This window comes from Denitrificimonas caeni (assembly GCF_027498055.1).
In the GTDB taxonomy this organism is placed as follows: Bacteria; Pseudomonadota; Gammaproteobacteria; order Pseudomonadales; family Pseudomonadaceae; genus Denitrificimonas.
The window spans coordinates 2731500-2753853 of sequence record NZ_CP114976.1 but is presented as its reverse complement, the minus strand read 5'-3'; the positions used below and the strand labels follow the sequence as shown (position 1 = coordinate 2753853).

General features: G+C 50.1%; 18 protein-coding genes and 1 riboswitch. Of the genes, 10 read left to right on the top strand and 8 right to left on the bottom strand.

Annotation, left to right across the window (positions count from 1 at the left end):
* Positions 1-30 precede the first annotated feature (30 nt).
* Positions 31-1323 (top strand): adenylosuccinate synthase, encoded by a 1293-nt coding sequence (locus O6P33_RS12785; protein ID WP_269818150.1) that lies wholly within the window; start codon positions 31-33, stop codon positions 1321-1323.
* Between the two features lie 83 nt (positions 1324-1406).
* Here O6P33_RS12785 and rfbC read toward each other — a convergent pair whose 3' ends face one another.
* The 4 genes from rfbC to O6P33_RS12765 are packed head-to-tail and all read right to left on the bottom strand — an operon-like array spanning position 1407 to position 4705.
* Positions 1407-1937 (bottom strand): dTDP-4-dehydrorhamnose 3,5-epimerase, encoded by a 531-nt coding sequence (rfbC, locus tag O6P33_RS12780; protein ID WP_269818149.1) that lies wholly within the window; start codon positions 1935-1937, stop codon positions 1407-1409.
* Positions 1938-1939: 2 nt separating this feature from the next.
* On the bottom strand, positions 1940-2854 hold the full coding sequence (gene rfbA / locus O6P33_RS12775) for a glucose-1-phosphate thymidylyltransferase RfbA (protein ID WP_269818148.1): 915 nt from the start codon (positions 2852-2854) through the stop codon (positions 1940-1942).
* The gene (gene rfbB / locus O6P33_RS12770) at positions 2851-3960 is read right to left on the bottom strand and encodes a dTDP-glucose 4,6-dehydratase (RefSeq protein WP_269818147.1); all 1110 of its coding nucleotides are present in this window, start codon (positions 3958-3960) and stop codon (positions 2851-2853) included. Before rfbB ends, rfbA begins: the two co-directional genes overlap by 4 nt.
* A 58-nt stretch (positions 3961-4018) precedes the next feature.
* Positions 4019-4705: an energy-coupling factor ABC transporter permease gene (locus O6P33_RS12765; RefSeq protein ID WP_269818146.1), complete on the bottom strand. Its 687-nt coding sequence runs from the start codon at positions 4703-4705 to the stop codon at positions 4019-4021.
* Positions 4706-4904: 199 nt separating this feature from the next.
* Between O6P33_RS12765 and dxs the strand changes: the two genes are divergently transcribed.
* Together dxs and O6P33_RS12755 are read left to right on the top strand one after the other, a co-directional pair.
* Positions 4905-6773 (top strand): 1-deoxy-D-xylulose-5-phosphate synthase, encoded by a 1869-nt coding sequence (gene dxs, locus O6P33_RS12760; RefSeq protein ID WP_269818145.1) that lies wholly within the window; start codon positions 4905-4907, stop codon positions 6771-6773.
* 194 nt (positions 6774-6967) lie between these two features.
* A riboswitch (cobalamin riboswitch) is annotated at positions 6968-7169 on the top strand.
* 97 nt (positions 7170-7266) lie between these two features.
* Entirely contained in the window at positions 7267-9183 is a 1917-nt protein-coding gene (locus O6P33_RS12755; RefSeq protein ID WP_269818144.1) for a TonB-dependent receptor domain-containing protein, read from the top strand.
* A gap of 517 nt (positions 9184-9700) precedes the next feature.
* On the opposite strand, the gene trmA is transcribed toward O6P33_RS12755, so the two are convergent.
* From trmA to O6P33_RS12735, 4 genes are all read right to left on the bottom strand, one after another.
* Positions 9701-10789, bottom strand: coding sequence for a tRNA (uridine(54)-C5)-methyltransferase TrmA (gene trmA, locus O6P33_RS12750; RefSeq protein WP_269818143.1), 1089 nt, complete (start codon positions 10787-10789; stop codon positions 9701-9703).
* Complete coding sequence (locus O6P33_RS12745) at positions 10789-12081, bottom strand: NCS2 family permease (RefSeq protein ID WP_269818142.1); 1293 nt, start codon at positions 12079-12081, stop codon at positions 10789-10791. Before O6P33_RS12745 ends, trmA begins: the two co-directional genes overlap by 1 nt.
* A 133-nt stretch (positions 12082-12214) precedes the next feature.
* Positions 12215-13027: a Crp/Fnr family transcriptional regulator gene (locus O6P33_RS12740; RefSeq protein WP_269818141.1), complete on the bottom strand. Its 813-nt coding sequence runs from the start codon at positions 13025-13027 to the stop codon at positions 12215-12217.
* 130 nt (positions 13028-13157) lie between these two features.
* Positions 13158-13511 carry a pentapeptide repeat-containing protein gene (locus O6P33_RS12735; RefSeq protein ID WP_269818140.1) on the bottom strand — a complete coding sequence of 118 codons (354 nt, stop codon included), beginning with the start codon at positions 13509-13511 and terminating at the stop codon, positions 13158-13160.
* Between the two features lie 172 nt (positions 13512-13683).
* On the opposite strand from O6P33_RS12735, the gene cpdA reads away from it, so the two are divergent.
* The 7 genes from cpdA to O6P33_RS12700 all read left to right on the top strand — a co-directional run bounded on the left by cpdA (position 13684) and on the right by O6P33_RS12700 (position 22351).
* The gene (cpdA, locus tag O6P33_RS12730; protein ID WP_269818139.1) at positions 13684-14490 is read left to right on the top strand and encodes a 3',5'-cyclic-AMP phosphodiesterase; all 807 of its coding nucleotides are present in this window, start codon (positions 13684-13686) and stop codon (positions 14488-14490) included.
* A gap of 105 nt (positions 14491-14595) precedes the next feature.
* The gene (locus O6P33_RS12725) at positions 14596-15216 is read left to right on the top strand and encodes a YqiA/YcfP family alpha/beta fold hydrolase (RefSeq protein ID WP_269818138.1); all 621 of its coding nucleotides are present in this window, start codon (positions 14596-14598) and stop codon (positions 15214-15216) included.
* Between the two features lie 11 nt (positions 15217-15227).
* Positions 15228-17123 (top strand): DNA topoisomerase IV subunit B, encoded by a 1896-nt coding sequence (gene parE / locus O6P33_RS12720; RefSeq protein ID WP_269818137.1) that lies wholly within the window; start codon positions 15228-15230, stop codon positions 17121-17123.
* A gap of 61 nt (positions 17124-17184) precedes the next feature.
* Positions 17185-19437, top strand: a complete 2253-nt coding sequence (parC, locus tag O6P33_RS12715) for a DNA topoisomerase IV subunit A (RefSeq protein WP_269818136.1) — start codon at positions 17185-17187, stop codon at positions 19435-19437.
* Between the two features lie 69 nt (positions 19438-19506).
* Positions 19507-20625, top strand: a complete 1119-nt coding sequence (locus tag O6P33_RS12710; protein WP_269818135.1) for an MlaE family ABC transporter permease — start codon at positions 19507-19509, stop codon at positions 20623-20625.
* A gap of 2 nt (positions 20626-20627) precedes the next feature.
* The gene (locus tag O6P33_RS12705; protein ID WP_269818134.1) at positions 20628-21398 is read left to right on the top strand and encodes an ABC transporter ATP-binding protein; all 771 of its coding nucleotides are present in this window, start codon (positions 20628-20630) and stop codon (positions 21396-21398) included.
* A complete protein-coding gene (locus O6P33_RS12700; RefSeq protein WP_269818133.1) occupies positions 21395-22351 on the top strand; it encodes an MlaD family protein in 957 nt (318 codons plus the stop codon). The genes O6P33_RS12705 and O6P33_RS12700 overlap by 4 nt, the downstream gene beginning before the upstream one ends.
* The last annotated feature ends 3 nt before the right edge of the window (positions 22352-22354 follow it).

Here is a 22354-nt window from a genome sequence, read left to right as displayed (position 1 = left end):
CCTCCTATTTGCGCGAAGAGGGCAAGGGTTATGGGTAAAAATGTTGTCGTTTTAGGCACTCAGTGGGGTGACGAAGGTAAAGGTAAGATCGTTGATTTATTAACCGATCAAGCCGCTGCAGTTGTCCGCTTCCAAGGTGGCCACAATGCCGGTCACACTTTAGTTATTGATGGCGAAAAAACCGTTCTGCACTTAATTCCATCGGGTATTTTGCGTGAAAACGTTGAGTGCTTGATTGGTAATGGTGTCGTGGTTGCCCCTGATGCACTGCTGCGTGAAATCCTCAAGCTGGAAGAGAAAGGCGTGCCAGTGCGTGAGCGTTTGCGCATTAGCCCGGCATGTACTTTAATTTTGCCGTACCACGTTGCCCTCGACCAAGCCCGCGAGGCGGCGCGCATTGAAGGTAAAATTGGTACCACTGGTCGCGGTATTGGCCCAGCTTACGAAGATAAAGTTGCTCGCCGTGGTTTGCGTATTGGCGATTTGTTTAATGCCGAGCGTTTTGCTGAGAAGCTACGTGAAGTGTTAGATCAGCATAACTTTATGCTGGAGCATTTCTACAAGGTTGAGCCGGTTGATTACCAAACCACTTTGGACGAAGCACTGAGCTACGCAGAAATGCTGAAGCCTTTAATGATCGATGTTACCGCACGTTTGCATACCCTGCGTAAGCAAAATGCACGCATCATGTTTGAAGGTGCACAGGGTTCGTTACTGGATATCGACCACGGTACATACCCTTATGTCACCAGTTCGAGCACTACTGCTGGTGGTACTGCCACAGGTTCTGGCTTTGGCCCACTGTACTTAGATTACATCTTAGGGATTACCAAGGCGTACACCACCCGTGTAGGTGCAGGTCCGTTCCCGACTGAGTTATTTGACGAAACTGGCGCGTATTTGGCTGAGAAAGGCCATGAGTTTGGTTCCACCACTGGCCGTGCTCGCCGTTGCGGCTGGTTTGATACCGTTATTCTGCGTCGCACCTCGGAAATCAACAGCATCTCTGGTATTTGCTTGACTAAGCTGGACGTTTTAGATGGTTTAGAAACAGTGAAGATCTGTGTCGCGTATAAAAACGCAGCTGGCGAAGAAATTGAAGCGCCAACAGATGCAGACAGCTACGACGGCTTAGTGCCAGTGTATGAGGAAATGCCAGGTTGGACTGAATCCACCATTGGTGCTACGAGTCTTGAGCAGTTACCGGCTAATGCCCGTGCCTATGTTAAGCGCATCGAAGAGTTGATCGGCACACCGATTGATATCGTTTCTACCGGTCCTGATCGTAACGAAACCATAGTGCTGCGCCACCCGTACGCGTAATGTGCTAAGGGTCTGCCGAGCCTGCTTGGCTAGGGGCTTGGCATAGATAGCAACAGTATAAAAACCGACTTAATGTCGGTTTTTTACTTTAGTTCACGTAACAAGGGAAGTTGTTGATCTTTTGCCGATAAAAGCGGCGAGTGCAGCGGCCAAGCAATATTTATGTCTGGGTCATTCCACATGATGCCTGTCTCATCGCTGGGGTCATAAAAGTCGGTGCATTTGTAATGAAAGTCAGCCACCTCGCTGAGCACACAAAAGCCATGGGCATAACCCGCTGGAATCCATACTTGCAGATGGTTGTCGTCATTGAGCTCAATGCCCACATACTGGCCGAAAGTGGCAGACTTTGGGTCAATGTCCACAGCAACATCAAATACCGAGCCACGACTGACACTAATGAGCTTGCCTTGAGGCCGTTGGCGCTGGAAGTGTAAGCCACGTAGCACTCCCCGTTGTGAGCGCGAGTGATTATCTTGGACAAAGGGTTGGTCAATGCCGGCGCTGGCGTAGCGTTCACTTTGAAAGGTTTCAAGGAAAAAGCCCCGTGTATCCCTAAAGGTTTTTGGCTCAATGATTAAAACGCCGGGCAATGCTGTGGTGGTTATTTTCATTTTTACGTCACCCGAGGGTTCATTGTGAGTGTTTGTTTTTCATTGGCTAGCCGCAGTAAATACTGGCCATAACCTGTTTTGTTGAGTGCTTGGCCTGCTGCGTGCAGTTGTGGTTGACTCAGCCAGCCTTGACGATAAGCAATTTCCTCTAAGCACGCCACCTTTAAGCCTTGGCGCGTTTCAATGGTTTTCACATAGTGGCCAGCTTCCAGCAAGGAATCATGAGTGCCGGTATCGAGCCAAGCGAAGCCGCGACCAAGCACAGCAACTTGTAAATCCCCACGCTTTAAATAAGCGTTGTTGATATCAGTGATTTCGAGCTCACCGCGCGCTGAGGGCTGAACTTGCTTGGCTATTTCCAGTACGTCGTTATCGTAAAAGTAGAGCCCGGTGACGGCATAGTTGGATTTAGCGTGTGCAGGTTTTTCTTCAATGGCTAGAGCTTGGCCACTTGCAGAAAACTCAACAACACCAAAACGCTCAGGGTCAGTGACGTGATAAGCAAATATTGTTGCGCCGCTACGTTTCTGTACCGCTTGTTGCAGCATGCCGCTGAAGCCGTAACCGTAAAAGATATTATCGCCCAAAATTAAACAAACATTATTTTTACCAATAAAATCTGCACCGATAATAAAAGCTTGCGCCAAGCCATCGGGTGTTGGCTGCTCGGCGTAGCTCAGCTCAAGACCAAATTGACTGCCATCCCCAAGAAGTTTTTTAAAGTTAGGCACATCATCTGGCGTAGAGATAATTAACACCTCACGAATGCCTGCCAGCATCAAAACCGATAATGGGTAATAAATCATCGGTTTATCGTAAATCGGTAAGAGCTGCTTAGATACGCCTAGGGTGATGGGGTGTAAGCGTGAGCCAGAACCACCGGCTAAAATGATGCCTTTGGTTGTGTGCGCGGTCATTGTTGTACTCCTAGGCGTTCACCTTGGTAGCTACCGTCTTGCACCCGCTGACACCAGGTCGGGTTATCGAGATACCATTGCACGGTTTTTCTTAAGCCTGATGCAAAGGTGTGGGCAGGCACCCAGCCCAGTTCATGTTGAATTTTACTGGCATCAATGGCATAGCGGCGATCATGCCCTGGGCGGTCGCTAACATGGCTGATTAGGCTGCTGTAGCTGGTTAATGTTGAGCCGTCGGCAGCCGTTAGCTTGCGCTGTGCAGCTGGGGCCAGCTCGTCAAGTAGCGTGCAAATGCTGCGGACGACCTCAATGTTTTGTTTTTCATTATGGCCGCCAATATTGTAGGTCTCGCCAACTTTGCCGGTGCGCAGTACAGTGTAGAGTGCATGCGCATGATCGGCTACATAAAGCCAGTCGCGAATTTGATCGCCGCTGCCGTAAATCGGTATAGGCTTTCCTTTTAGAGCATTTAGAATTACCAAAGGAATCAGCTTTTCTGGGAACTGGTAAGGCCCATAGTTATTTGAACAGTTGCTGAGCAGTACCGGTAAGCCGTAAGTACGCTGCCAAGCACGGACTAAATGATCAGAGCTGGCTTTACTGGCGCTATAGGGTGAGCTGGGTGCGTAGGCGGTTGTTTCGGTGAACAGCTGCGAAGCGGCTGCTTGGCTGTCGTTAGGGTGAGGCAAGTCGCCATAGACCTCATCAGTTGAAATATGATGAAAGCGAAAGGCTTGTTGGCGCTGGCTATCCAGTTGTTGCCAATAAAAGCGTGCAGCCTCTAATAGCTGATAGGTGCCGACAATATTGGTTGTAATAAACTCTGCTGGGCCGTCAATGGAGCGGTCAACGTGTGACTCGGCAGCTAAGTGCATCACCGCATCGGGCTGATGCTTGGCAAAGATTTGCTGCAGTGCCGCAGGGTCACAAATATCCGCTTGGACAAAGCTATAGCGAGGGTTGTCACTGACCTCGGTGAGTGACTCAAGATTGCCCGCATAAGTAAGTTTATCAAGGTTGACGATTGAATCCTGGCTGTGCGCGAGAATATGGCGGATTACTGCCGAGCCAATAAAACCAGCACCGCCAGTTAGTAAAAGTTTCATAGGTACGTCCTTATTCGCCAGCTGCGCTGGTTGGGTGCAGCTCATTGGTGTGCTGCGCTTACTGGTCAGGTTCATCTTTCCAGGGGGCTTGCAGGTAGCGGCTGTAGTTAAAGGTTTCTAACCATTCCGGCTTAAACACTACAAATGCAGTGACGGCCATGCCATTAATAAAGGCCTCTGGAAAAGCCACCAATAAAACCATGCCAGAAAAACCATCCAACCATGGCGGAAATTGATAAATGCCATTGCTCCAGAGTAAAAAGGTGCTGCATAAAATGCAGAGTACAGCGGTGAGCGCGGCAGGGAAAAAGCCAGAGAAAAAGATATAAACAAAGAGGTTTTCAGGTTGTAAACGCTCAATGGCTTTGGCGCAGCTGTGTGCAATAAATACGGGCAGAATAATTAAGAGTAGCCCGTTGATACCCAAAACGTTGAACTCTTGCTTGCCGAGGCTGAGTAAGGCCAGTTGGGCAATAAAACCAGCTAAAATTGCCAGTGGCCAGTCCAGCAATAAAGTTACTGCGGTCATGCCAATAAAGTGAAAAGAGAGCCCGCTGGGGAAATCACGCCTGACCAGCCAGAGAATGCAGAGCACCAACACAGTGCCAAAGAGTAAATGTTGGCGGCGGTTGTCGCTGAATAACTCTACCCAAGGTGCACGCCAAGCGGCATACAGTAAAATTGGGCCGTATAATAACCAGCCCCAAAACAGGGTGGTGTCATTTAATAACATGCTTGCAATCATCTTGCGGCCTGCTGTGTTCTGAAGGTATTCGGTAATTTAAAGCTTAGGGTTACTTTAGCAGACTTGCCCAGCGAGGCCGCTACCGGCCGCTAAAAAACAGACAAAGCTGACTAAAGCTTTGATAAAACCTTGCAGCACTGTGGACTTTGGACACTTTAAGGTAAACTTCCACCTCTTGATGAATTAACACGATATTTCAATGCCTACGACTTTTCATGAAATACCTGCTGAACGCCCGATTACGCCACTGCTAGACCGAGCTTTAACGCCCACTGAGCTGCGTATGCTATCTGAAGCAGAGCTACTGACATTGGCCGATGAGTTACGCCTGTTTATCTTATGGAGCGTGGGGCAGACCGGTGGTCATTTTGCTGCAGGCTTAGGCGTTGTCGAGTTAACTGTGGCTCTGCATTATGTGTTTGATACCCCAGATGACCGCTTAGTATGGGATGTGGGCCATCAAGCGTATCCGCATAAAGTATTGACCGGGCGCCGTGAACAGATGCTCAGTTTGCGCCAGAAAGATGGTATAGCTGCTTTCCCGCGCCGCTGTGAAAGCCCGTACGATACCTTTGGTGTAGGGCATTCCAGTACGTCCATCAGTGCCGCATTAGGCATGGCCGTGGCTGCTAAACTACAAGGCTCAGCGCGTAAAACTGTGGCGGTGATTGGTGATGGCGCCATGACTGCAGGGATGGCTTATGAAGCCTTAAACCATGCCCCAGAAACCGGTGCTGATATGTTGGTTATCCTCAACGATAACGATATGTCGATTTCTAATAACGTCGGCGGCTTATCCAATCATTTGGCAAAAATTCTCACCAGCCGCACCTACTCAACCATGCGTGAAGGCAGTAAGAAAATTCTCTCGCGCTTGCCCGGTGCCTGGGAAATAGCCCGTAAAACTGAAGAGCACGCTAAAGGCATTTTAGCGCCAGGCATTATGTTTGAAGAGTTGGGCTGGAATTATATCGGGCCAATTGATGGTCATGACTTACCCACCTTGTTGGCCACTTTGCGCAATATGCGTGAGTTAGAAGGGCCGCAGTTTTTACATGTGGTGACGAAAAAGGGCAAGGGCTTTGCACCTGCTGAGCACGACCCCATTGCTTACCACGCCATTAGTAAGACAACACAGGCCCCGAGCAAACCCGCAGGGCCACGTTACTCTGCTGTCTTTGGTCAGTGGCTGTGTGATATGGCCGCTGCAGATGAGCGCTTGCTGGGCATTACCCCAGCCATGAAAGAAGGCTCGGATATGATTGCTTTTAGTGAACAGTATCCGCAGCGTTACTTTGATGTGGCCATTGCTGAGCAACATGCGGTGACTTTGGCGGCGGGAATGGCCTGTGAAGGGGCTAAACCTGTGGTGGCAATTTACTCCACATTTTTGCAGCGCGCTTATGATCAATTGATTCATGATGTGGCGGTGCAAGATCTGGATGTGCTGTTTGCTGTAGACCGTGCGGGTTTAGTGGGTGAAGACGGTCCGACCCATGCTGGCAGCTTTGATATATCTTATCTGCGCTGCATCCCTAATATGGTGGTGATGACGCCCAGCGATGAGAATGAACTGCGCTTATTGCTCAATACTGGTTATCAGCATGTGGGACCTGCGGCTGTTCGCTACCCACGCGGCACTGGGCCTAATGCACCTATCAGTACTAGTTTAGAACCTGTCCCCCTGGGTAAAGGCGTGGTGCGCCGCGAAGGGCAAGGTGTAGCGTTTTTAGTCTTTGGTGTACAGCTTGCTGCAGCATTAACAGCGGCCGAGCAGTTAGACGCCACTGTGGTGGACATGCGTTTTGTAAAGCCGCTCGATGAGGCATTGATTAAGCGCTTAGCTGCAGAGCATCAATTGTTTGTCAGCATTGAGGAAAATGCGGTAATGGGCGGTGCTGGCAGTGCTGTTGGTGAGTTTTTAGCTGCAGAGCAGTTGGCCGTACCACTCTTGCAATTGGGTTTGCCGGATATCTATGTGGAGCATGCTCAACCAGGGCAAATGCTCGCTGAATGCGGCTTAGATAGCGCGGGTATTTTGCAGGCAGTGCAGCAGCGTTTGGCTTAATGTTAATGCAGCCCTTGCCAGCTTAGAAGAACACCGGTTTGCTAGATTCGCTGTGGTGTCTGCAGCGCTATCACTGCTTTTTCCTTAATGAGCCCGCCCATGGTTCAATTTTGGCGCTACGCCATCCCAGGCTTCGCTGGTCGCAGCAATAACGCTTAAAACTTGACCCGTGCTGCTGGTAGGTCTATTGTGCGCGCACTTTGATTCTGTAAGGTGCGCTGATACTGTCAGCCTGAAAAGGGAAGTTAAGCGGTATTTACCGACTTACGCTGCCCCCGCAACGGTAAACGATGCGTTGTAGACGCACGCTTGTTTAATAACCACTGGCTGCCAAGCTGGGAAGGTGAGCAAGTGCATTCGTTAGCCCGTAGACCTGCCTTACGGATTTCGACGGGTGTTGCGGAGGGCGGCACCGTCAAGTGCCGTGCTCTTTTTGTGCGCTTGTTTCTGCCCTCCTCAAAAAATTAGCTTTATTTTTGAGGATTCAAATTCAATGAAATTATCCCGCCTTGCGCTTGCTGTAGCGCTATTGCCTGCATCAACGCTATACGCAGTTGCCGACAGCTCTGAAGATGCTTTAAAACTTTCTAACACAGTTATTACCGCCAACCGTGCCGCCGAAGAGCGCACAGATACAATGGCGGCGGTGACCGTATTTACCCGCGCTGATATTGACCGCTTACAACCTGTGAATGTGCCGGACTTATTAAACCGAGTACCAGGTGTGCAGATCGTACAATCAGGTGGGCGCGGTAGTACTACTGGTGTGTTTGTTCGCGGTACGAAAACAGCACAAACCTTGGTGTTGATTGATGGCGTGCGTGTTGGTTCGGTTAGTACGGGCGGCGCTAATGGTGCGTTAGAGCATTTGAATCTTGAACAAATCGAGCGGGTTGAGGTTTTACGTGGGCCACACTCCGCGATGTATGGTTCAGACGCCATTGGCGGGGTAATTCAGATCTTTACTCGCCGTAGTGCTGGCGAAGGTTTGCATGGTCGCGCACGACTTGCTGTGGGCAATAAAGGGGTCTGGGAGCGCAGTGCAGGGGTCTCAGGCGGTGATCAAAATACGCGCTTTAACTTGAGTGCGAGCCTCGATGAAATGGCAGGTTTTGACCGCACGACTAAAGGCGATAGCTTAAGCAGTGATGATGATACTTACCGTAATAAAGCTCTCAGTTTTAGTTTGTCCCATGCCTTTAATGAGCAGTTACGTGCAGGGGTGAATGTTTTAGATCAGCGTGGAAAGACTGAATACGATAATACGTTTATGCAGAAACCCTACACTGACTTTACTGCTAGCGTTGTATCTACATTTGTTGAGTTGCAAGCGACTGAGCAGTGGCTGAGCCGCTTAGAGCTGGGTTATAGCGAAGACAAACTGAAAGGTAGAGATAAGTTAGATAGCCCGTTTAGTGCTTATGATATTAATAGTTATCGTGATTCGGCGGCTTGGTTGAATACCTTCCAGCTGAATGATGAGCACACGTTACGTGCTGGCGCAGACTATTTAAAAGACAAAGTACGCACAGACGCAAGAACAGTTGAAGACAAGTACACAAAAGATAGCCGCTGGAATAAAGCAGCTTTTATTCAGCATAACTACAGTGGCGATCTATTTGGTACTGAGCTTGGTTTGCGTCACGATAAAAACCAACAATTTGGTAGTGAAAACACTTGGAACGCTGCGTTGAGTATTCCAGTGGGGCAAACTAATGAATTTATCCTATCGTACTCTGAAGGTTTCAGAGCCCCTGGTTTAATGGATTTATATTATCCAGATTACTGTTCACCTGTTGGCTGTATGAAGCAGTCTAATCCTAACTTAAAGGCTGAAAAATCAAAAAGCTATGAATTGCAGTGGCGTAGCCAGCTGGCAGATACGGTTGCTTTAGAAGCGTCTTTGTATCGAACTAATATTCGTAACGCTATTGCGGGATTCCCACCAGAAAACATTAACAAGGCTCGTATTAATGGCCTTGAAGTATCCTTGCAGCATGAGCTTTATGGCGCTGATGGGGCGCTGAATATCAGCTTTATTGATCCGCGTGATAGTGAAAGTGGGCGTCAGTTGCAGCGCGTGGCTAAGCGCACTTTAAGCTATGACTTAGATAAGCAGTTGGGTGCTTTTGCTGTTGGTGGTACGTGGATGCTTGCTAGCGACAGCATTGATGCCGTATCAAACTCAATAACTTGGGAGACTGAGCGCAAAAAAATCGCTGGCTTCGGCACTTTAGACCTACGCGGCAGCTGGCAAGCCACTCATGATCTGGGAGTTGATTTACGTCTAGCCAATATTTTTGATAAGGATTACACCCGCGCTTTATACAATTATGAAGGAGACGCTTACGGCTACCGCGAAGACCGCTTCACCGTGCTGCTAGGCGTCACCTGGACACCTAATCTGTAAGGGTTTACTGAGCAACAGGCAGCACCCAGGTTGCAGAGCACAGGTGCTGCCGCTGCGCATAGTGAAAAAACAGCGGTAAGCTCAATCGAGCGTCTCGACAAACGCCATCTGCATCCAGTCAAATCTAAACCACTCAAAAGTCGTTCAGAGCCCACTAAAACTCAACGAATAGCAACGGATTGTCTCCGGTTGACTTTGGTTGATGACGGTTGGTTCAGACTGGATCAGACGAGCTATTGCGAACGAGCAGACACTGCAAAAGGTTGCTTGCGTCTGCCGCTGTTGCGGCGTCAAGCGCAGCCATGGATGGCGCAGCGCCCGAATTGAGCTCAGGATGAGCTCGTTGAGGGAAGAGCCGCAATAGCGGCAGACGCATCACACTATGCTTATAATGCTCTGCTTTTAAATATCCGCTATCACAGGTATGGCCAATCTATACGAGTTGAGCGAGTCTGTGTTTACTAATTGAGTGCTGCGGGCAACGACCAAGGGGCTTACTTGGCTGCTGTTGTCCGAGCTATTTGCGCTCCAACAACACTCCACTTTCCATATGATCAGTCCAGGGAAACTGATCAAAGAGCGCAGTTTTAGTGATCTTGTGCGTATCACTCAGCTGGCGAATATTTTCCGCTAAAGTGTCTGGGTTACAGGAAATATACAAAATCCGCGGGAAACGCCGCACCAGCTCACACGTATCAGGGTCCATGCCCGCCCGTGGCGGATCAACAAACACCGTACCAAACTGATAACTGTCCAAATCAATATTAGCTAAACGCCGAAATTCGCGCACTTTGTTTAACGCTTGCGTCAGTTCCTCAGCAGAGAGGCGCACCAACTCAATATTTTCAATCTGATTGTCAGCCAAATTAGCCAGCGCCGCATTGACCGAGCTTTTGCTGATCTCAGTGGCCAGTACCTTACGCACACGAGTGGACAGCGGCAACGTAAAATTACCGTTGCCACAATACAGCTCCAGCAAATCATCGGTTTGCGCACCTAGCGCCTCATAGGCCCAGTTCAGCATATGAGTATTTACCGCACCGTTGGGCTGGGTAAAAGCCCCTTCCGGTTGACGGTAAGTAAATACACGGCCGGCCACTTCGAGTTTTTCAACCACGTAATCGCGACCAATCACTGTACGCTTACCGCGCGAACGGCCAATAATACTGACGTTTAAGTCTTGAGCTAGCGCAGTTGCCGCCGCATGCCAGGCCTCATCCAACGGTCGGTGGTAACACAGAGTAATCAGCGCCTCACCGGATAAGGTGGTTAAAAACTCCACCTGAAAGAGACGTTCAGAAAGCGCAGTGCTCGTGCTCCAAGCCTCTTTGAGGCGGGGCATGAGCTGATTAATCAGAGTGCTGGCAATCGGGAAGCGCTCAATCAAAATAGGCGTACGCTTATCACCCGGCGTCATCATCGCATAGTGACGCTGACCCTCTTCACGCCAGAGACGAAACTCAGCACGCAGGCGAAAGTTTTGCTCAGCAGAGGCAAATACCTGTGGTGCTGGCGCATTAAACTCGTGCAAGAGGCTTTCTAAGCGGGCTTGCTTGGCATGCAGCTGCTCTAAATAAGCCGCGGGGGAGTAATCGGAGTTTGGCATCAGGCAAAGAAACCCAGTTTAATAATGAACAAAATAGATAAAATCCACATGGCGCTGTTGAGGTCTTTCCAGCGGCCACTGAGCAGCTTAATTGCTGTCCAGCTGATAAAGCCAAAGGCAATACCATTGGCAATCGAGAACGTGAGCGGCATGGCTAGCGCAGCAACCACTACTGGAGCTGCTACGGTCAGGTCATCCCAGTCGATTTTGGCTAAACCGCTGGTCATTAAGACAGCAACAAAAAATAACGCAGGGGCAGTGGCGTAAGCCGGTACTGCAGAAGCTAAGGGGGCAAAAAATAAGCTCAGTAAAAACAACACGGCAACTGTACAAGCGGTAAGCCCAGTACGGCCACCGGCCGCAATCCCCGCCGCCGACTCAACAAAACTTGTAGTGGTGGATGTACCCATGCAAGCGCCGGCCATGGTTGAGGTACTATCGGCCAATAAAGCACGGCCCAAGCGCGGCATTTTGCCGTCTTTATCCATCAGGTTGGCGCGCTGTGCGACACCAATCAGCGTGCCAGAGGTATCGAATAAATCAACGAATAAAAAGGCAAAAATAACACTGACCAAGCCCACATCCAGCGCACCGACAATATCCAGCTTTAATAAAGTTGGCATCATGCTCGGCGGCATGCTGACTACGCCATTGAGAGCTGAAAAGCCCATAACAATGGAAAACCCGGTGATGAGTAAAATCCCGATCATGACCGCACCGGTGATTTGGCGGTAAGCCAGTGCCACAATCAGCATAAAGCCGATGGTCGCCAAGATTGGCCCAGGCTGGGTGAGGTCACCCAAGGTCACTAAGGTGTCGGGGTTACCAATGACAATGCCGGCATTTTTGAGCGCAATCAGTGCTAAAAACAAACCAATACCGGCGCTAATGGCTGAGCGCAGCGGCATCGGAATACTGTTAATAATCCACTCGCGAATCTTAAAAATCGACATCGCGAAAAACAAGAAGCCCGAAATAAACACGGCACCGAGCGCCACCTCCCAAGAGTAGCCCATGGTGCCGACGACGGTGTAGGTAAAGAAGGCGTTAAGTCCCATGCCTGGGGCAAGGGCAATAGGGTAGTTGGCCACCATGCCCATAATGGCTGAACCAATGGCGCCGGCTAAGCAGGTTGCGACAAATACTGCGCCGTGATCCATGCCAATTTCCGCCAGCATATTGGGATTGACGAAGAGAATATAAGCCATGGTGAGGAAGGTGGTGATACCCGCCAGCACTTCGGTACGAAAAGAGGTGTTGTTGGCTTGTAACTGAAAGAGTCTTTCCAGCATGGTTTAACTGCCTGCGAAAAATGCGAATAATAGCAGTCTACACTGGAAAAAGCAGGCTCTTTGCGGGTTTTGCAGGTGACCCCGCAAGAGTAAATGGGCTGGGTACGTTACGCAGTCGAGCTGCTGCTGGGTTCTAGTCCGTGCAGGGTTCAGCTTTGAGCTTGCAGCGCAGACTGGTTATTTCTTGGTTCATTAAGTCAATGCGCCGTGCCATGCTCTCGATTAAGCTGTGGGCAATGCGCGGGTTACTGTGCATAAGGCTGAGAAATTGGTCTTTAGGGATCACCATTACTGTGCAAGGCTCGCTGGCAATCACTGTAGCGTTGCGGCGCTCTTCAGTAAAAACAGCCATGGCACCAAAAATCTCATCTTTTTCCACATCACCGACTTTTTCACCATTCACCCAAGCTTCAGCATGGCCTTCAATAATGATAAAGACATGTTCAGCAATGTCGCCTTGGTGAATAAGCTCTTCACCTGCAGCAAAACTTTGGAAACCTGTGGATGGGCGGATTTCTGGTTGTTTTAAGCGGGCTAAAGCATCGGCCGCTAAGGCTGAATGACCCAGCAAATACAGAGTGAAAAGTTCTTGACGCTCATGAACGCTGGCGATGTGCTGAAACACGTCGCGACGAGCGTAGGGGATGAGTCGAATGGTTTCTTCGCTGGAATAACGGCACTCAGGTAGATCGAGACCTTGGCGTAAACCCAGTAGGTCACCTTCTTGTAGGTAGAAAAAGGGGTGGCTTTCGACGTGAGCATGCACCAAGCCGCTATCAATGATAAAAAGCTGATTGCTAGGTAAGGCGTTCGATAAGTCGTCGCACTGCTTGACTTCAAAAGGCGCATCGCAAGGTACTAAATCATCCAGCAATTGACGCGGAATGGCTTGCAAACGATTGATCAGCTTATCGGCATATGCAGGCTGCTCACCCAGTAAATACATAAGTTAAAACCCCTGAACCTAGCAACAATAAACGAAGAGTGGAGAACGTTAGTACGGATCGCAATTTAAGTAAAATAGTATCTTAGCAGATTGTGAGCTGGTGCAGTAAACAGCCAGAAATTGTTTGATTTTAGGCTGTGGTGCAGCGGATGCGGGTACCGGCGGTGAGTGACATGACAATCTCTTGCGCACTGACATTACTGGCAAAATAACAACCGGAAACTTTCGCGCGGTTCATGCTGGCACCTTCCAGTAAGGCTTCGCGAAAATCAATGCCGCGTAAATCGCAACTGCGTAAATATGCATCGCGCAAATCCAAGCCGGCCGCATCCAGACCGCGTAGATTTAAGCTGCGCAAATCAGCACCTTGCAAGTTGATGCTGCCGGAGGTTAAGAAACTGGCTTTTTGTCGATTAAAATCTTCAATTTTTTCATCGACTAATAACTGAAAAAGAGGGTGCTCAAGCTTTCTTGGACGGCTCATAATTACGTCTCCACATATTTGCAGTTCGCTTGCAGTATAAGCACTATTTTTGAGCTTTGTATAAGTTGCAATGTTTGCTGAATGTGAACTAATCGTCTTTGTTGTGTTTGCTCTCTATGGGATTGGTACGCATAATTGGCCCTGAAGAATTCAGTAGAGAGGGGTATTGTTGATGCAGCCCTTGAAAACAGTGCCCTACACCAGTGTTGTACAGTTATCCGACAGCCATCTATTTGCTGCTTTGGATGGACGTTTACTGGGCATGGATACCCACGATAGTTTGCGGCAGGTTATTGCGCTGGTGGAAGCCGAGCAGGAGCAAGTGGATGTATTGCTCTGCACAGGTGATATTTCGCAAGATGGCTCACAGAGTTCATACCAACGTTTTGCCAAGATGGTCAATGCTTTAGGCGTGCCCATGCGCTGGTTTGCTGGCAACCATGATGAGCGTCTGGCTTTACAACAGGTGTGCGCGCAAACGGATTGGCTGGAGTCCGTTTACGATGTTGGTGCTTGGCGTATTGTCTTGCTGGATTCCTCAGTGGTTAATAAAGTGCATGGTGAGCTGGCTCAAGATCAGCTGGATATTTTAGCCCAGGCGCTGCGCAGTGCAGGTGATCGGCATGTACTGATTGGCTTGCACCACCATCCGGTGCCCATTCACAGCAAGTGGATGGATAAAATTGGCTTGCACAATGCTGCTCAGATGCTGTCGATTATCCAGCAGTACAATAATGTTAAAGCGGTGATTTGGGGCCATGTGCACCAAGAGTTTGATCAGCAAGAGCATGGTATTCGTTGGTTGGCCGCCCCCTCTACCTGTGTGCAGTTTACTCCCGGCAGTCAAGACTTTGCTGTGGACAATAAGGCCCCGGGTTATCGCTGGCTGCGCTTGTATGATGACGGGCAGTTGCAAACTGCTGTGTCGCGGGTCGCTAACATTGATTTTGAAATCGATTACAGTATTAAAGGCTACTAACGCTGCTGCTAAATACCTCGCTGGTTGTGTTTGCGGGTATCGGCCTACGCATGACTCCACCGGCAGTGGTATTCTAAGTGACTGCCTTTAAGTGTGAAGTTGTGTATGTCGAACAGTGTAAGCGTTGTCTATATTCATGGTTTTAATAGCTCCCCAGCCTCTTTTAAAGCACAGCAAGTGCGTAAAGCATGGTCGCAGCTTGGTTTGCCAGCAGAGCAGTTGTTGATTCCTGAGCTGCATCATCACCCTCAGCAAGCCATTGCCCAGTTGCAAGTGGCTATCGAACAACTGGAGCGACCTGTGTTAGTGGGCAGCTCATTGGGCGGTTATTACGCCACCTATCTGGCCGAGCGCTATGGTTTACAAGCTTTGCTGATTAACCCAGCTGTGCGCCCGCATCGGTTGTTTGATGAGTTTGTAGCGGAACAAGAGAACCTCTATAGCGGTGAGCGCTGGCTCCTTACTGACTCACATTTGCAAGCACTGGCGGCTCTGGAAGTTCCACCACCACGGGATGCGCAGCGCTTTTGCGTATGGTTGCAAACTGGCGATGAAACGTTAGACTACTGTTTGGCTGAACAGTACTATGCTGGCTGCTCTGTGCATATCGAAGAGGGCGGTGATCATGGTTTTCAGCGTTTTTCTGAGCACCTTCCGGCGCTCTTTGCTTTTGTAGGACTTACACCCTCAGCTCTGCAATCACTCGATCTTTCTGCTTTTGAGTAACGACATTACCCATGACTAATTCGACCTATACCGCTGATGCCATTGAGGTTCTATCTGGGTTAGATCCGGTGCGTAAGCGCCCCGGCATGTACACCGATACAACTCGTCCCAACCACCTTGCCCAAGAAGTCATTGATAACAGTGTCGATGAGGCCTTGGCGGGGCATGCGCGCAATGTGCAAGTGATTTTGCATACCGATCAATCCCTTGAAGTGATTGATGATGGCCGCGGCATGCCGGTGGATATTCACCCAGAAGAAGGCATTCCTGGGGTTGAATTGATCTTTACTCGCTTACATGCGGGCGGAAAGTTTTCCAGTAAGAACTACGAGTTCTCCGGTGGTTTGCACGGGGTGGGTATCTCGGTGGTGAACGCGCTTTCGACTTTGCTCGAAGTGCGAGTGCGCCGTGGTGGTGAAGAACATCAAATGACCTTTCGTGATGGTTTTAAAGCCACTGATCTTGAGGTGATTGGCAGCGTCGGGCAGCGCAATACCGGCACCAGTATTCGTTTTTGGCCTGATCCGCAGTATTTTGATACGGGCAAGTTTTCGGTTAGCCGTTTAAAGCATATTTTAAAAGCTAAGGCAGTGCTGTGCCCAGGCTTAACGGTTAAGTTTGAAGATAAAAACAGCAAAGAGCTGATTACCTGGTTTTATGAAGACGGTTTGCGCTCCTACTTAACCGATGCAGTGTCTGAGTATATCAGCCTGCCAGAAGAGCCTTTTTGTGGGCAGTTTGCTGCCGAAACTGAGCGGGTGGATTGGGCGGTACTTTGGCTGCCAGAAGGCGGCGAGCTGGTGCAGGAAAGCTATGTCAACTTGATTCCCACTGCTCAGGGCGGTACTCACGTCAATGGTTTTCGCCAAGGTTTGCTGGATGCCTTGCGCGAGTTTTGTGAGTTCCGCAATCTGCTCCCGCGCGGGGTGAAACTGGCACCGGATGATATTTGGGAGCGCATCAGCTTTGTCTTATCGATGAAGATGCAAGAGCCGCAGTTCTCAGGACAAACCAAAGAGCGCTTATCCTCGCGTACCGCTGCTGGGTTTGTTGCTGGCGTCGTCAAAGATGCCTTTAGTTTGTGGCTCAATGCCAACTCTGAATTGGGTTTGCAGCTGGCGGAAATGGCTATTAGTCATGCCGGTCGTCGTTTGAAGGCTGGGCGTCGAGTTGAGCGCAAGCGCATTACGCAAGGCCCTGCGTTGCCGGGTAAATTAGCCGATTGTGCCGGCCAAGATCCCATGCGTGGTGAATTATTTTTAGTGGAAGGGGACTCAGCTGGCGGCAGTGCCAAACAGGCGCGCGATAAAGAGTTTCAAGCCATCATGCCGCTGCGCGGTAAAATCCTCAACACTTGGGAAGTGGATGGCAGTGTCGTGCTTGGCTCGCAAGAGGTGCACGATATTGCCGTGGCCATGGGGGTTGATCCAGGCTCTGAGGATATCAGTCAGTTACGCTACGGTAAGATTTGTATCTTAGCCGATGCCGACTCCGATGGTTTGCACATTGCCACCTTGTTATGTGCACTCTTTATGCGCCACTTTAGACCCTTGGTGGAAGCGGGGCATATTTATGTGGCGATGCCGCCGCTGTTTCGGGTGGATATCGGTAAAGAAGTGCATTACGCCCTCGATGAAGATGAGTTGGAAAGTATCCTTGCGCGTATTCAAACTGAGAAAAAACGTGGTAAACCACAGGTGACACGCTTTAAAGGTTTGGGTGAAATGAATCCGCCGCAACTGCGTGAAACCACTATGGATCCCAATACTCGCCGTTTAGTGCAGCTGACCCTCGACGACTACAGTGGCACCCAAGAACTGATGGATATGCTCTTGGCCAAAAAACGCGCCAGCGATCGTAAAAACTGGCTGGAAAGTAAGGGCGATCTGGCCGAGGTGCAAGTCTGATGCAGGACGTTGAGCACATTGAAACTGTTGTTACCGCAAACCTATTCGATAGAGGCTGGGCATGACGCAATCCTATGATTTAAGCCTTGAGGGTGTTGAGCGCCGCTCAATGGCCGAGTTTACTGAGCAAGCGTACTTAAACTACTCCATGTACGTGATTATGGACCGAGCTTTGCCGCATATTGGTGATGGCTTAAAGCCGGTGCAACGCCGCATTGTTTATGCCATGAGCGAGCTGAACTTAGATGCCGACTCCAAGCATAAAAAATCTGCGCGAACTGTGGGTGATGTGCTGGGTAAGTATCACCCGCACGGTGATATCGCCTGTTATGAGGCGATGGTGCTGATGGCGCAGCCGTTCAGTTACCGCTATCCCTTGGTGGATGGGCAAGGTAACTGGGGTGCACCCGATGACCCAAAGTCTTTTGCTGCGATGCGTTATACCGAAGCGCGCTTAGCCCGTTATTCAGAAGTGCTGCTGACTGAGTTGGGGCAAGGTACTGTGGATTGGATTCCCAACTTTGACGGCACCATGAATGAGCCGGCAGTGCTTCCCGCGCGCCTGCCAAACTTATTATTGAACGGCACCACTGGGATTGCCGTGGGCATGGCCACTGATGTACCGCCACATAACTTGCGTGAAGTGGCTGCCGCCTGTGTGCTGTTGTTGGATAAGCCCAAGTCCACTTTAGAAGACGTATGTGAGCATATTCAGGGGCCAGACTATCCAACCGATGCGGAAATTATTACCCCGCGTGCCGACATTTTGAAAATTTATCAAAGTGGCCGTGGCTCGCTGCGCATGCGTGCCATTTATCATGTGGATGACGGTGATGTGGTGATTACCGCGCTACCGCACCAAGTGTCCGGCGCTAAAGTCATTGAGCAAATCGCTGCACAAATGCAGGCAAAGAAACTGCCCATGGTAGCGGACTTGCGCGATGAGTCTGACCATGAAAACCCGTGCCGTATTGTTATTATTCCTCGCTCAAACCGTGTTTCCACTACGGAGTTGATGCAGCACTTGTTTGCCACCACTGATTTGGAGTCCAGCTATCGGGTCAATACCAACGTAATTGGTTTAGATGGCCGCCCGCAGGTTAAAGACTTGCGCAGCATGTTGATGGAGTGGCTGGTGTTTCGGGTGGATACCATACGCAAGCGTTTGCAGTTTCGCCTTGATCGCGTAGAAAAGCGCCTGCATTTATTAGAAGGCTTGCTGATTGCTTTTCTTAATCTGGATGAAGTGATTGAGATTATCCGTAACGAAGAGCACCCCAAAGCGGTATTGATGGAGCGCTTTGGCATCAGTGACACCCAAGCAGATTACATCCTAGATACGCGCTTACGACAGTTGGCACGTTTAGAAGAGATGAAAATCCGTGGTGAGCAAGATGAGCTGGCCAAGGAGCAAGCAGAACTGCAGGCGCTGCTGGGCAGTGAGGCGAAGCTTAAGCGCTTAGTGCGTAAAGAGTTACTGGCCGACGCTAAAACCTACGGCGATGAGCGCCGTTCGCCGCTGGTTGAGCGTGGTGAAGCACGGGCGTTAGCAGAAACCGATTTGGTTCCTGCGGAGCCGGTCACTGTGGTGATGTCAGAACAGGGCTGGGTGCGCAGCGGTCGTGGGCATGAGCTTGATCCGACGGGCTTATCGTATAAGGCCGGTGATGGCTTTAAGCAGGCGGTGCAAGGACGCTCTAATCAGTTTGTGGTGTTTATTGACAGTGCTGGGCGTAGCTACTCACTGCCAGCGCACACCTTGCCGGCAGCGCGGGGGCATGGCGAGCCTTTATCGGGGCGTTTAAGCCCACCGGCTGGCGCAACTTTTGAGTGTGTGTTGATGCCCAGCGATGAGCAGCAAATGGTGATGGTATCCGATGCGGGTTACGGTTTTGTCGTAACCGGTGCCGATATGCAAAGCAAAAACAAAGCCGGCAAGGCCCTGATTACCTTGCCTAAGGCTGCTCGTGTGTTACCGCCGCAAGTGGTCAATGATTTTGCTGAAGACTGGCTGGCTGTGGTAACCAATGAGGGCCGCTTGCTGGTCTTTAAGGTGGCTGACTTACCACAATTAAGCCGTGGTAAAGGCAACAAGCTGATTGGGATTCCAACGGATCGAGCAGCTAAGCGCGAGGAGTGGGTGGTGGGTTTTGCCGTTCTGGCACCGCAAGCCACCTTGGTTTTAGTCGCCGGTAAGCGTACTTTATCGCTTAAGTTCACTGATCTTGAACACTATCAGGGCGAGCGTGGACGGCGTGGGAATAAATTGCCACGAGGTTTTCAACGAGTGGACGCCTTACACGTTGAGCTTTAAAGTATGGCTGATACGTGCGAGATTTAGTGCTCAGCGACCGCGCTTCAGGCGTTGTTAAAGGATAAGCAGATGAACAAAGCCCCATCGTTGGCCTGGGATCACAGTGGTAGCGCAAGCATCTTGCAAGTGACCGGCAGTTGGACGTTAGATCAGCCCAAACCTGAACTTAATGCTGTTTGGCAACAAGGCGGTCGTTTGCCTGAGCAGTTGGCTGTTCAAGTTGATGTTGCCGCTTGGGATAGCAGTTTGCTGGCGTTATTACGGCGCTTGCAGCGGTTGGCCGCTGAGCAAAAAGTGACACTGGATTTACAGGGATTACCCGACGGTGTGGCGCGTCTTTTGGAAATGGCCGCCAGCCCTTCTACTCAAGCTAAAGAAGCACCAACACCGCACTATGGTTGGGTTTCACGGGTTGGTTTGGGTGGCCTGCGCACTGCCGAGGCGGTGACTAATACCTGCGTTTTCGTTGGGGAAGTAGTGCAGGCCATGGGGCGCTTGCTGGCGGGTAAAGCACGGGTGCGTAGTGTTGATTTTTGGATGGCGCTGCAGCAGTGCGGTCCCGGTGCTCTGCCTATTGTGGCCTTGATTGCCAGCTTGATTGGTTTGATTTTAGCCTTTGTGGGTGCTGCGCAGTTGGAAGCCTTTGGTGCACAGCTTTATATTGCCAATATGGTTGCCATTGGTATGACCCGAGAAATGGGCGCTTTAATGACCGCAGTGATTATGGCCGGACGCACTGGTGCGGCTTATGCCGCGGAGCTAGGGAGTATGCAGGCCAATGAGGAAATTGATGCCTTAAAAACCTTTGGCTTTCCACCGCTCGAGTTTTTAGTTGTGCCGCGTTTGCTGGCGCTGTTAGTGAGTATGCCAATCTTAACTGTATTCGCGGATGCCTTAGGTATCTTCGGTGGTTTTGTGATTGGCTCTGGGTTGTTTGATATTTCTGCAGCGCAATACATTAATCAAAGTCTGGAAATGCTGAGCCTGACTGATTTTTTAATAGGTATTTTTAAAAGTGTTGTCTTTGCTATTTTGATTGGTTTGATTGGCTGTTATTACGGCTTATCGTGTGGCCGCAATGCGCAAGCGGTCGGACAGGCAACCACCAATGCAGTGGTGAGTATTATCGTGGCGCTGGTCATCAGTGACGCGGCGATTACCCTGATCTGCACACAGTTGGGGATTTAAGCATGGATGACGCAATCTTAGTTGCAGACAACCTCAATGCTGGCTATGGCTCTTTAGTCATTCAGCATAGTTTGAACTTCAGTATTAAAAAGGGCGAAGTCTTTGTCATTATGGGCGGCAGTGGCTGCGGTAAAAGTACTTTGCTGCGTCACTTAATTGGCCTGCAAGCACCGTTAGCGGGCCGAGTACTGTTTAAGGGGGAGGACTTTTGGCTGCGCGATGCTGACGAAAGAGCAAACTTGCAGCAGCATTTTGGCGTGCTTTATCAGAACGGTGCGCTGTGGGGCGGTATGACCCTAAGAGACAATATTTGCCTGCCTTTAAGTACTTGGCGTCCTGAGCTCAATAAAGCCGACTTAGATGAGCTGGCTGCGATTAAGTTAGCCTTAGTCGGTTTATCCGGTTGTGATGAGTTGTACCCGTCTGAGCTCTCGGGTGGTATGCGGAAACGCGCTGCTCTGGCACGGGCCTTGGCTTTGGATCCGGAGGTGCTGTTTTTTGATGAGCCTTCAGCCGGCTTGGATCCACTGAGCTCCTTGGCTTTGGATGAGCTGATTTTGCAGCTGCGCGATAGCTTATGTGCCACTATTATTCTGGTAACACATGAATTACCCAGTATTTATGCAGTGGCTGATACCTGTCTGTTTTTAGATAATCAGACCCATACACAAATTGCTTTAGGGCCAGTAGCGCAGTTGCTGGAGTCAGGCCCTGAAGTCGTGCAGCGTTTCTTACGGCGCGGTGACGCTGTAACACATGAGGTGACAAAATGACTGAGTCGCGTAAGCCGTTTTTTATTGGCGCTTTTTTGTTGGGTGGCGTGGTGCTATTAGCCGCTGCTATTTTAATCCTCAGCCGTGACAGTCTCCTGACGCGACCGGTGGAGTATGTGGTGTATTTTACCGGTGCTTTAGATGGTCTTGATGTGGGTGCTGATGTCACCTACCGGGGGGTTAAAGTCGGCACTGTGCAACACATACATTTATCGTATGACCGCAATTTAAATGACGTGGTGATGCCAGTTACCGTGCGTATTAATGCGGAAAGTGCCCGTGCTAAAGGTGATGAGCGTGGTTTTGATCGCTCGATTGAGCGTTTGGTTGAGCGGGGTTTGCGCGCGCAACTACAAACTCCCAGCTTGTTGACAGGTAAGGCTATTGTTGCACTGGACTTTTTCCCCAGTCAAAAAGGTTATGTGCGCGAGCCCCATGCGAGCGACTTGCCAACGATTCCAACGGTACCATCGCGCATCGATCAAGTTGCTGATGTGTTGCGTGACTTGGTTGATGGCCTGAAAGAAATACCGTTGAAAGAAACTCTCGAAACGGCGAATAAAACCTTGCTTGCCTTTGAGAAAATAGTGTCGGCACCTGCAACCCAAGCCAGCCTCGACAGTATCAGTGTGTCGTTAGCCAATTTTGAAAAGATTAGCGGTCAATTACGGCAGCATTTACCAGAAATGTTGGATAATGTGCACAGCGGTAGTACCGAGCTTAAAGAAGCCTTGGTTGATATACGCAAAGCAGCACAAAGTGCGCGGGGTGCATTAGAGCAAATGGATGGTTTGGTCAGTGATGGGCGCCGTAGTTTAGGGCCAGAGTCAGAGTTGCAGTATGAGCTATTGCAGTCATTACAGGATTTAGGTCAGGCCAGTAAAGCACTGCAGCGTACGGCAGAAAGTATAGAGCAGAATCCGCAATCCATTATATTTGGCAAGAAACGGTGATCA